Annotated in this window: 5 protein-coding genes; all 5 read right to left on the bottom strand. The window is 71.5% G+C overall.

Annotation, left to right across the window (positions count from 1 at the left end; all coding sequences use genetic code 11):
- Positions 1–7: 7 nt before the first annotated feature.
- The 5 genes from ACFYY8_RS35015 to ACFYY8_RS34995 all read right to left on the bottom strand — a co-directional run bounded on the left by ACFYY8_RS35015 (position 8) and on the right by ACFYY8_RS34995 (position 11,447).
- Entirely contained in the window at positions 8–9,349 is a 9,342-nt protein-coding gene (locus ACFYY8_RS35015) for an amino acid adenylation domain-containing protein (protein WP_390048539.1), read from the bottom strand.
- A 37-nt stretch (positions 9,350–9,386) separates the two neighbouring features.
- Positions 9,387–9,602, bottom strand: coding sequence for an MbtH family protein (locus ACFYY8_RS35010; RefSeq protein ID WP_352012432.1), 216 nt, complete (start codon positions 9,600–9,602; stop codon positions 9,387–9,389).
- Between the two features lie 34 nt (positions 9,603–9,636).
- A complete protein-coding gene (locus ACFYY8_RS35005) occupies positions 9,637–10,443 on the bottom strand; it encodes a thioesterase II family protein (RefSeq protein WP_390048537.1) in 807 nt (268 codons plus the stop codon).
- A 335-nt stretch (positions 10,444–10,778) separates the two neighbouring features.
- Positions 10,779–10,937: a hypothetical protein gene (locus tag ACFYY8_RS35000; RefSeq protein ID WP_390048535.1), complete on the bottom strand. Its 159-nt coding sequence runs from the start codon at positions 10,935–10,937 to the stop codon at positions 10,779–10,781.
- Positions 10,938–11,114: 177 nt separating this feature from the next.
- Entirely contained in the window at positions 11,115–11,447 is a 333-nt protein-coding gene (locus ACFYY8_RS34995) for a hypothetical protein (RefSeq protein WP_390048533.1), read from the bottom strand.
- Positions 11,448–11,648: the final 201 nt, after the last annotated feature.

Genomic DNA, 11,648 nt, shown 5'->3' with positions numbered 1-11,648 from the left:
GGGCTGCTCAGCGCCTGGGCCGCAACGCGGGCCTGGCCGGGCCGGACTTGGGGAGTTCGTCGACGACACCGGCGACGGTGGGGGCGTTGAACAGGGAGCGGATCGGCAACTCGGCGCCGAGGACGGTGCGGATGCGGCTGACGAGCTTGGTGGCGAGCAGCGAGTGTCCGCCCAGGTCGAAGAAGCCGTCGTCGATGCCCACCCGTTCGAGACCGAGGACCTCGGCGAACAGGCCGCACAGGATCTCCTCCCTCGGGGTGCGCGGACCACGGCCACCGGCCGTACCGAAGTCGGGAGCGGGCAGCGCGTGCCGGTCGATCTTGCCGTTGGCCGTGACGGGCAGGGCGTCCAGGACCATCACCGTCGGCACCATGTAGGCGGGCAGCCGGGCGGCGACGTGCTCACGCACCTGTTCGGGGACGGCCTCCCCGGTGACGTAGGCGACCAGGCGCTTGTCTCCCGGCCGGTCCTCACGTGCGACCACGACCGCCTGCCGTACCGAGGGATGCTCACCGGTCACGGCCTCGATCTCGGCGAGCTCGACCCGGAAGCCGCGGATCTTCACCTGGTCGTCGGTACGGCCGACGAACTCGATCTCCCCGGAGGTGTTCCACCGGACGACGTCCCCGGTGCGGTACATCCGCCCGCCGTACGGACAGGCCACGAACCGCTCGGCGGTCAGCGCGGGTCTGCCCACGTACCCGCGGGCCAGGCCGGTGCCCGCGATGTACAGCTCGCCCGCGACGCCGGCCGGGACCGGCCGCAGTCCCTCGTCCAGTACGTAGACGCGGGTGTTGTCCATCGGGCGGCCGATGGACAACCGCCCCGACCCGGCCTCGAGCTGGGTCACGCAGAGCGTCGTCTCGGTCGGACCGTACAGGATCCGGATCGTGACGCCGGAGTTCGCCTCGCGCACCCGGCGCACCGCGGCGGGCGAGACCACGTCGCCTCCGGTCAGCACCTCCCGCACCCCCGCGAAGGCGTCCGGATCCTCCTCGGCGATCACCCGGAACAGACCGGCCGTGACGTGGACGTGAGTGAGGTCGTGCCGTCTGACCAGGGCACGGATCCCGGCCGCGTCCACGTTGCCCGCCGGCGCGACGACCACCTGACCGCCGGAGAGCAGCGGCACCCACAGCTCGTAGGTGGAGGCGTCGAAGGCGTGCGGCGCGTGGAACAGGATCCGCTGTCCGTACGGCTGCCGCCAGGACCTGTCCATCACCAGGTCGATCACGTTCTGGTGGGTGATCGTGATGCCCTTGGGCGTCCCGGTCGATCCGGAGGTGAACATGAGGTAGGCGGTGTGCTCTGGCCGGGCGATGTCCGGCGGGGCCGCGACGGGGCCGGTGACGGCGGGTGGGGTGATGGTCAGGGTGGTGATGTGAAGGTCGTGGGTCGTGTCGGTGAGCAGGAGGGTGGCGCCCGCGTCGGTCAGGATCCGCTGGAGGCGTTCGGTGGGCTGCCGAGGATCGAGGGGAAGGTAGGCGGCTCCGGCCTTGAGGATGCCCAGGATCGCGACGACGAGGGTGGGGGAGCGGTCCAGGAGCAGCGCGACCGGGGTGTCCGGTGTCAGGTTCCGGCCGAGCAGGGTGTGGGCGAGGTGGTTGGCGTGGGTGTCGAGGTCGGTGTAGGTGAGGTGGGTGTCGCCGGAGACGACGGCCACGGCGTCGGGGGTTCTGGCGGCCTGTTCGGCGAACAGCCGGTGCAGGGTGGAGACGACCTGCGGGACGGCGGTGTCGTTCCACCCGGTCACCAGTAGCTCCCGCTCCTGCGGAGCCAGGATCTCCAGGGCGGTGACGTGCTGTCCGGGGTCGTCGGCCACCGCCCACAGCACCCGGAGCAGCCGTTCGGCCAGCGTTGTCACGGTCCCGTGGTCGAACAGGTCGCAGGAGTACTCGATCATGCCGGTCAGCCCGTCACCGGTCTCGGCGAAGTTGAAGGCCAGGTCGAACTTGGCGACGTCCAGGTCGAAGGGATACTCCCCGCACTCCAGTCCGGCGAACTCCTCCGGCAGCGGGGTCTGGCTGTTCATCGCGATGAGGGTCTGGAAGAGCGGGTGCCTGGCCGGGACCCGCTCGGGGTTGAGGTGCTCGACCAGTCGTTCGAAGGGCACGTCCTGGTGGGTGTAGGCGTCCAGGTTGGCTGCGCGCACCCGGTCGAGCAGTTCGGTGAAGGTCGGGTTTCCCGACAGGTCGGTGCGCAACACCAGGGTGTTGACGAAGAAGCCGACCAGGTCGTCGAGCGCCTCATCCGTGCGTCCGGCCGTCGGCGTCCCCAGCGGGATGTCCGTCCCGGCCCCGAGGCGGCTGTAGAGGGTGGCGACGGCGGCCTGGAGCAGCATGAACAGGCTGACATGGTGCCCTGCGGCCAGCCGGACGAGCCTGGCGTGCAACTCGGCGTCCACCTGGAACGGGGCGTTCGCACCCCGGTGGCTCGCCCGGTCCGGCCTGGGCCGGTCGTACGGCAGCGCCAGCTCCTCGGGCGTCCCGTCCAGCGCGTTCCGCCAGTGGGTGAGCTGCCCGTCGAGGAGGGTGTCGAGGAGGTCTCGCTGCCAGAGGGCGTAGTCGGCGTACTGCACCGGCAACGGTGCCCAGTCGGGGGCGTTTCCAGCCGATCGTGCCCGGTAGGCGACGGCCAGGTCGTCGAACAGCGGCCGCAGCGACCAGCCGTCCCCGGCGATGTGGTGCAGCAGCAGGACCAGCACGTGCTCGTCCGCGCCCTGCGAAAGCAACCAGGCCCGGACCGGGATGTCCACGGCGATGTCGAAGACGTGCTCGACGGAGATGCGTTCGACCGTCGCGCGGACGTCGGCGTCGTCCGCGCACACGCGCGTCTCCAGCACCGGGCGGGCGTTCTCGGCGAGCCGCAGACGGGGCAGCCCTCCGACCGAGGGGAAGGTCGTCCGCAGCGCTTCGTGTCTGGCCACCACGTCCGTCAGCGCCGCGTCGAGTGCCGAGGTGTTCACGGGGCCGTGCAGCCGTACGGCCAGGGGGGTGTTGTAGAGGGCACTGGGTCCCTCGAGCTGTTCGATGAACCACAGGCGTTGCTGGGCGAAGGACAGCGGGATGTGTTCCGGCCGGGTCATGGCGGTCAGGGCGGGCCGTACGGCGCCGGCCTGCTCGGTGGTCAGGTACCGTTCCAGGCGGGCCACGTCCGGGTTCTGGAAGAGCGCCCTGATCGGCAACTCGACCCCCAGGACCGTACGGATCCGGCTGACCAGCTTCATCACCAGGAGTGAGTGTCCACCCAGGTCGAAGAAGCCGTCATCCAGGCTGACCCGTTCGGCCCCGAGGACCTCGGCGAACAGGCCGCAGAGGATCTCCTCCCGGGGGGTGCGCGGCTCGCGTCCCTCGGACGTGCTGAGATCGGGGGCGGGCAGGGCGCGCCGGTCGATCTTGCCGTTGGCCGTGACCGGCAGGGCCTCAAGCGTCACGACCACCGGCACCATGTAGCCCGGCAACCGGGCGCCCACGTACTCGCGCACTCCCTCGGGGGTGGCGTCCCCGGTGACGTAGGCCACCAGGCGCTTGTCGCCGGGACGATCCTCCCGGACCACCACCAGGGCCTGACCGACCGGAGAGAACCCCCCGATCACCGCCTCGACCTCACCCGGCTCGATCCGGAAACCACGGATCTTCACCTGGTCGTCGGTACGGCCGACGAACTCGATCTGTCCGGAGGTGTTCCACCGGACCAGGTCCCCGGTGCGGTACATCCGCCCACCCGGCCCGCCGTACGGACAGGCCACGAACCGCTCAGCCGTCAGACCAGACCTGCCCGCGTATCCACGGGCCAGGCCTTCGCCCGCGAGGTAGAGCTCGCCGGCCACTCCGGCCGGGACCGGTTGCAACGCCTCGTCCAGGATGTAGGCCCGCATGTTGTCCATCGGCCCGCCGACGGGCACCGAGGCCGGGACGGAACCGGCCGAGCGCATCGGGTGGCAGGTGGCGAAGGTCGTGGTCTCGGTCGGGCCGTACCCGTCGACCACCGTCAACCCGGGACAACTCTCCAGCACCCGCCGCACCGAGGCCGCGGAGACCACATCACCCCCGGTCCAGACCTCCCGAACCGTCGCGAAACACTCCGGCGCCTCCTGCGCCACCAGGTGGAACAATCCCGCCGTCAACCACAGCGCGTCCACCCCACCACCGGCCAGCAACCGGACGAAATCCGCCGTACCGAGCTGCCCCGGCGGCGCCACGACCACCTGACCACCCGAGAGCAACGGCACCCACAACTCGTAGGTCGAGGCGTCGAAGGCCAGGGGAGAGTGGACCAGCACCCGGCGGTGCTCCTCCTTGCGGAACCGGCCGTCGGCGGCCAGCGCCACCACGTTCCTGTGGGTGACGGCCACGCCCTTCGGCACCCCCGTGGACCCCGAGGTGAACATCAGGTAGGCCCGGTTGTCCGGCAGGACGCGGACGGCGGGCCGTTCCCCGGCCTGCTCCGTCTCGTGCGCCCGGATGGTCCGCAGCCGGTCCGAGCCCGTCAACGGGTGTCCCTGGTGCGCCTCGTCCACCAGCAGCAGTCCGGCGCCGCTGTCGGCCAGTACGCGGCTGAGCCGTTCCAGTGGGTGGCGGTCGTCGAGCGGCACGTACAGGCCGCCGCCCTTGAGGATCGCGAGCAGCGCGGCCACCTGGTCGGCGGAGCGGTCCATCAGCAGCGCGACCGGCGTCTCCAGGCCCATGCCCGCCGCGGCCAGCCGGTCGGCCAGCCGTTCCGCCCGCAGGTCGAGGTCCCGGTAGGTCAGCTCCTCCTCGCCGCAGCGCAGAGCCACCGCGTCCGGGACACGCGCCACCTGCTCGGCGAACAGCTCAGGAAGGCTCCGCTCGGGGACCGGCCCCGCGGTGTCGTTCCATCCGCCGAGGATCTCGGCCCGTTCCCCGGGCGTCAGGACTCCGGCGTGGCCGACCGGTGCCCCGGGGTCGTCCAGCAGGTGGCCGAGCAGCCGTTCGAACCGGCCGAGCAGGGCCGTGGCCTCCTCGCCGGTGAGGACGGAGGGCTGGTGGTCGAGGTGCAGGCCGAGCCGTTCTCCGGGAGTGACCGCCAGCAGCAGCGGGTAGTGGGCGCCGTCGGCGTCCTCGACGAGTGCGACGTCCAGGACGCCTTCGACGCCGAGGGGCGCGTTGTCCGGGTAGTTGCCGTAGACGACGACGGTGTCGAACAGGCCGCCGAGCCCGGCGCACCGCTGGATCTCGGCCAGCCCCAGGTGCTGGTGGTCCAGGAGCTCGGCCTGTTCGGCCTGTACCCGGGTGAGCAGCGCCGCCCAGCTCTCCGCGGGGCGGACTCCGATCCGGACGGGGACGGTGTTGATCAGCAGGCCGACCATCCGCTCCACGCCGGGGATCTCGTGCGGGCGACCGGAGACCGTCATGCCGAAGGCGACGTCACCCCGGCCGGTCAGCCGGGTCAGCAGCACCCCCCAGACCGCCTGGATCACGGTGTTGACGGTCACGCCGTGCCGCCGGGCGAGCCGTACGAGCCGGTCGGTGGTCTCTGCGGGCAGTTCCCTCCGCAGCCGCCGGGGCGGTTCCGGCGCCCTCTGGCCGGGCGCGACCAGCGTGGGCTCCTCGAATCCGGCCAGCGCCGTGGTCCACGCCCGCCTGGCGGCCTCCCGGTCCTGCCGGTCGACCCAGGCCAGATAGTCCCGGTACGGCACGCGGCGCGGCAGTACGGAGTCGTCGCCGGAACTCGCGTACAGCGCCCACAGCTCCTCGGCGAAGATCGGCATGGACCAGCCGTCGAGCAGGATGTGGTGGACGGAGGCGACGAGCCGGTGGCGTTCCGGTGCGGCGCGCAGCAGCAGCCAGCGCACCAGCGGCGGGCGGGACAGGTCGAAGCGGCGGGCGCGTTCCTCCTCGACGATCCTCGCGGCGTGTTCCTCGAAGTCGTCCACGCCGGACAGGTCGATCTCCGTGAAGGGCGCCCGCGCGCCGTCCACGACGACCTGGAACGTCGAGCCGTCCTCGCCCCGGTGGAAGGCGGCGCGCAGGTTGGGGTGGCGTTCCAGCAGCGCCGTGGTGGCGGCGCGCAGCCTGGGCACCTCAAGTTCCCCGGTCAGGTCGAAGCTGCACGCGGCGGTGTAGACGTCGGCGGCCCCCAGGTCGTACTGGGAGTGGAAGGCCATGCCGCTCTGCGTCGCGGACGCGGGCCACACGTCGCCGATCCCGGCGGGCCGGTGCGCGGCCACCAGGGCGTCCAGTCCGGCCTGGTCGATCTCGACGAGGGGGAAGTCGGAGGGCGTGTACGTGTTCACGGTGCTTCGCCGTACGTGGGCGGCGATACCGCGCAGCGCGGTGAACCAGGCCTCGGCGAGTTCGGCGGTCTCCCGTTCGGTGAGCAGTTCACCCGCCCAGGTCCACTCGGCCAGCAGCGCCGGGCCCTTCGGGGTGTCGAGGGTGAGGGCGTCGAGGCCGAGGGCGTGCGGCAGCGACATGTCCGGCTCGCCGCCCTCGCCCACCAGGTCGGCTCCGGCCAGCCAGTCCTCGCCGGTGACGTCGTCCATCGGGAAGCGGCCCAGATAGTTGAACTCGATCCTCGGCTCGGGGTGTTCGCCCAGGACGGCCCCGGTCTCGGGATTGAGGTACCTGAGCAGGCCGTAGCCGATGCCGTGGTCGGGGATGGCGCGCAGCTGTTCCTTGACCCGTTTGAGCGCGGCGCCGACTCCCGCGCCTCCCGCGGTCACCTCCGTCCAGGGCACCGTGCCCGGGTCGAGCCGTACCGGGAAGACCGAGGTGAACCAGCCGACCGTCCTGGACAGGTCGACTCCGTCGACGATCTCCTCCCGGCCGTGCCCTTCGACGGCCACGAGCACGGGCGTCCCTGAGCCGGGGGTGCGGCGTGCGCGCCAGTGCCCGAGAGCGAGGGAGAAGGCGGTCAGCAGCACGTCGTTGACCTGCGCGTGGAAGGCGGCGGGGGCCTGGGTGAGCAGTGGTTCGGTGATCTCGGGCGGCAGCGCGAGGCGGAGTGAGCCGACGGTGGCGTAGGTGTCGCGGGCCGGGTCGAAGGCACGTCCGCCGAGTGGTGTCTCCGGCGTCCTCAGGGTCTCGGCCCAGAACGGCAGTTCGGCCACGCGGGCGGGGGACAGGGCCGCCTCGCCGAGCCGCCGCGCCCAGTGGCGGAAGGAGGTCGGGACCGGTTCGAGCGGTGTTCCCGGTTCGCGCAGCGCCGCCAGCAGGTCCGCCTGGAGGGTCCGCCAGGACACCCCGTCGACGACCACGTGGTGGACGACGAGCAGCAGGCGCGCGCCGTACCTGACCGCCTGGAGCATCACTCCGGTCTCTGGCCGCAGCCGGGCCGGCGCCGTGCGCGCCGCCGCCGCGAAGTCCGCCTCGCCGGTCACGAACTCCACCACGTCCCCGGCGCGTACGGCGCCCTCGGGCCGGGTCCAGAGCCGCCACGGCCGTACGGCGGGCGCCGAGGTCCGCATCCGCAGCACGTCGTGCCGGTCCAGTACGGCCTGCAGCGCGGCGGTCAGCCGTCCGTCGGTCGTCTCCGCGGGGATCGACAGGCTCATCGACTGGTGGTAGCCGTCCAGCGGGCCCCGCTGCGCGGCCAGCCAGGCGATGACGGGGGTCTGCGGGACCTCGCCGAGGTTGGCGCCCGCCTCCTCCGTCACGGCGGGCCGTTCCTCGACCGTCCCCGCGATCCGGGCCAGGGCCGTCACGCTGCCCGCGGTGAAGACGTCACGCGGGCTGATCCGCAGCCCGGCCCTGCGCGCCTCGGAGACCAGCTGGATCGCGGTGATCGAGTCACCGCCGAGTTCGAAGAAGGACTCCTCGACTCCCACGTCGGCCAGGCCGAGAACCTTCCGGTAGAGCTCGTGGAGGGTCCGCTCCAGCTCGTCGGCCGGGGCGGGCGTCCCCACGTCGGCCTGGCCGAAGACCGGGGCGGGCAGGGCCTTCCTGTCGACCTTTCCCGCCGCGTTGAGCGGGAACGTCTCAAGCACGACGACGGCGGCGGGCACCATGTAGTGCGGCAACCTGCCCGCGCAGTGCTCGCGCAGCTCGGCCGGGTCGGCCTGGCCGGTGACGTAGCCGACGAGGAGCCTGCGGCCGGGCTCGACCTGCCTGGCCAGCACCACGGCCTGCCGTACGGCGGGGTGCCCGGCGAGGACCGCCTCGACCTCGCCCGGTTCGATGCGGAAGCCGCGGATCTTCACCTGGTCGTCGGCTCGGCCGACGAAGTCGAGCTGCCCGTCGGGGCGCAGCCGTACCCTGTCGCCGGTGCGGTACATCCGCTCGCCCGGCTCGCCGAAGGGGCAGGCCACGAAGCGTTCCGCGGTCAGGCCAGGCCTGCCCACGTAGCCCCGGGCCAGTCCGGGTCCCGCGACGTACAGCTCGCCCTCGGCGGCCGGGCGCAGGGCGTCGTCCAGGACGTGGACGTGGGTGTCGCGGCAGGGCAGGCCGATCGGCGGTTCCTCGTCACCGGTCAGGGGGCCGCTCATGGTGGCGGTGACCGTGGTCTCGGTGGGGCCGTAGCCGTTGAAGACGGCGTGCCCGGCGCTCCAGCGGGAGACCAGTTCGCGGGGGACCGCCTCCCCGCCGACGACGATGGCGCGCAGGGTCGGCAGCGGCACGTCGGGCAGGGTGGCCAGCATCGCCGGCGACAGGTCGGCGTGGGTGATCCCGTACTCGTCGATCAGGCCGGCGAGTTCCTCGCCGACCATCTGGCTCTGTTCGCGCGGCAGCACGAGGGTGGCGCCGTTGGCGAGGGTGTTGACGATGTCCGAGACGGAGACGTCGAAGCTGAGGGAGGCGCCCTGCAGTACGCGGCTGGTGCCGTCGATGCCGGTCAGGCCCGCGTGGGTGGCGACCAGGGCGGCGAGCCCCGCGTGGGTCACGGCCACGCCCTTGGGGGTGCCGGTCGAGCCGGAGGTGTAGATGACGTAGGCAGTGTTGGCCGGGGAGAGAGGCCGCAGCGGGACCTCTCCGGTGCCGGTGTCGACGGAGGAGTCGGCCTGCAGGAGGGGGACGCCGCAGTCGGGCAGGCCGGGAGCCGTCTCCACCGAGGTGAGGACCAGCTTCGCCCCGGAGTCGGCGACCATGCGCGTGATCCGGTCCGCCGGCAGGGAGGGGTCGACCGGCAACCAGGCCGCCCCGGACTTGGCGATCGCGTAGACGGCCGTGATCGCCGTGACGGACCTCGGCAGCGCCAGGGCGACGACGTCCTCCGTGCCGACTCCCCGCCCGGCCAGCAGCCGGGCCAGCCGGCCGGCCCGAAGGTCCAGCTCGGCGTAGGTGAGCCGGGTCTTCCCGGCCACCAGGGCGACGGCGTCCGGTGTCCTGGCCACCTGCGCCCCGATCAGTTCCGGCAGCGTCACCGGGGGCACACCACCAACCGCGGACATGCGGTTCCCTCCTTCGGCTTTCCCGTACGCGTCGTCGTCAGCTGTTGTCTTCCATGGCGGCGATCAGGCTCTTCGGCCGCATGTCGGTCCACGACCGTTCGATGTGGTCGAGGCACTCCTGGCGGGCGGCCTCCCCGAACACCACCTCCCATCCGGCCGGGACGGGGCTGAACGTCGGCCAGAGCGAGTGCTGGCCCTCGTCGTTGACGAGCACGAGGTAACGGGCGTCCGGGTCCTCGAAGGGGTTGGCCATGACGGTGTTTCCTTTCTCAGCGGTTCTGGGTCTTTCACCCGAGGACGAACAGGAGGTTGGAGCGGGAGGGGCGTCCGGCCGGCGGGGTCTCCAGGCGGGCGAAGAGGTCGCGGGCCAGCTCGGGAAGGTGTTCTGCGAGGTAGAAGTGGCCGCCGGGGAAGGCCCGTGTGGAGAAGGCGCGGGCGGTCGCCCTGGACCACGCGGCGACCGCGTCCGCCCCGACGCCCGGGTCGTCCGTGCCGTGGTAGACGTGGACGGGACAGTCCAGCGCGGTCGTGGCCGGTTCGGTGTAACGGTCCAGCAGGCGGTAGTCGGCCCGGATCGCCGGCATGATCAGTTCACGCAGTTCCAGGTTGTCGAAGACGCTCATGTCGGTCCCGCCGAGCTGTCCGACCCGTTCGATCAGGGCCTCGTCGGCGGCGTCCCCGAGCCCGAGCCTGGGCGCCAGCCAGGGTGCCGCGCAGCTGGAGGCGAAGAGCGTCCTGAGTGTGACGCCGTACCGCGCCGACAGTCGTACGGCCACCTCGTAGGCGACCAGCGATCCCAGGCTGTGGCCGAAGAAGGCCAGGGGCGCGTCGTCGAACCGCGCGCAGGCGTGGGCGATGGAGTCGGCCAGTTCACGCATGTCCTCGGCGAACGGGTCGCAGAGCCGTTCCTCCCGTCCGGGGTAGCGGACCGCGAGGAGCTCGACGCCTTCCGGCACCGCCGATTTCCAGGTGCGGAAATACCCGGCGGAGCCGCCGGAGTGCGGGAAGCAGACCAGTCGGAGGTTCGGTCTGGGGCACGGATTTATCGCGTGGAACTGACGCTCCGAGGTCGCGACCGGGTTCGTCGGAGGCATGTCGCGTCCTTTCGTCGCTGGACGGTGGCTTTTCATGAGGGTTCTCTGGAGGGGCGGGGAAACCCGTGGCGGGCGTCCGCGAGAGGGTTTTTCCGCGCGCACGGCAGCAGAATGTTCGTCTGAGGAAAGGGGTTCACCGGCGCCCGCTGTCAATGGGCGACTTCGATGACCTGCAATAACGGCCGGCCGGAGTAAGAAGGGGCGGTGATCCGCCGTCATAAAGTCCGTGCCGAGGCGGGGAAGTCAAACAAATGGCGGTCCGGGTTCCAGGGCCGGGTCTCACGGCCGGGCTCCATGTGCGTGGCCCGAACAGGCCACGCGGGCCGCCGCTGGGGCTACTGCCAGCCGGTTCCGCTGTGGACGACCACGAGGGCGGAGGAGGCGGGCGCGGCGGTGTCCACGGCGCCGGCGGCGAAAGCGGCCAGGACGGCGAGAGCGGAGACGGCCAGGAGGGTGACGACGCGGGAGGGGAGGGTGCGCAGGCTGTCGAACATGACGAGAGTCCTTATCGGATCAGAGCCGTGAGGCTCCGGCTGGGCGGTCGGCGCCTCGTCAGGTCGCCTTCCAGGTTGCTCATCCCGGGGTGTGAAACTTATCTTCATCACCGTTTCCCCTGCTCGGAAGGGGATCGAGCTGGCCTGTCTATGCCGTGGCCGGAACCGTTCACCGGTTCATCCGGAGAGCTCTCCGGGGGTTTCCCGCTCGACGAGCAGCTCGTAGAAGGGCCCGATGAGGGGCACCTGCGCCGTGACCTGCTCCCACTCCCGCAGTTCGTCGTGGGCGGCCAGGGCGCGGCGCACCACGGCGGCGGCCCGCTCCTCCGCCTGCTCAAGCCCGTCGGCGCCGAGGACGACCCCGAGCACGGGGTACGGCCTGGCGTGCGGGTGCACGGCGACGTGCTCGATTCGCTCGTCGGGGACGGCCGTGGCCAGGACCCGGCCCGCCACGTCCGCCGGCAGGCCGCTTCCGGCCGACGACCTGACCTGCACGTGCACGAGGTACATCGGCGCTCGCTTTCTCGTGGCGAATTGCGATTGCCACTGACCAGCAGTGGGGAGGTATGTCATAAAAAATTAAAGTTTTTGGCGAAATGAACCTTGCTATCCCGGTTGGGGCTCTGCGACGATTCCGGTCAACGGCGATGTTCGATCCAAAAGGAAATGCAGGTGCTCACTTCCCTGGGGTTGACTAAGGTCGCTGAGTCT

The sequence above is a fragment of the Streptosporangium sp. NPDC001559 genome (genome assembly GCF_042893955.1).
In the GTDB taxonomy this organism is placed as follows: Bacteria; Actinomycetota; Actinomycetes; order Streptosporangiales; family Streptosporangiaceae; genus Streptosporangium.
This window is presented reverse-complemented; position numbering and strand designations above follow the sequence as displayed.

Bases quoted from the DNA above. Each gene is read 5' to 3' on its own strand.
- ACFYY8_RS35015 (WP_390048539.1), bottom strand. From the start codon at position 9,349: ATGTCCGCGGTTGGTGGTGTGCCCCCGGTGACGCTGCCGGAACTGATC.
- ACFYY8_RS35010 (WP_352012432.1), bottom strand. From the start codon at position 9,602: ATGGCCAACCCCTTCGAGGACCCGGACGCCCGTTACCTCGTGCTCGTC.
- ACFYY8_RS35005 (WP_390048537.1), bottom strand. From the start codon at position 10,443: ATGCCTCCGACGAACCCGGTCGCGACCTCGGAGCGTCAGTTCCACGCG.
- ACFYY8_RS35000 (WP_390048535.1), bottom strand. From the start codon at position 10,937: ATGTTCGACAGCCTGCGCACCCTCCCCTCCCGCGTCGTCACCCTCCTG.
- ACFYY8_RS34995 (WP_390048533.1), bottom strand. From the start codon at position 11,447: ATGTACCTCGTGCACGTGCAGGTCAGGTCGTCGGCCGGAAGCGGCCTG.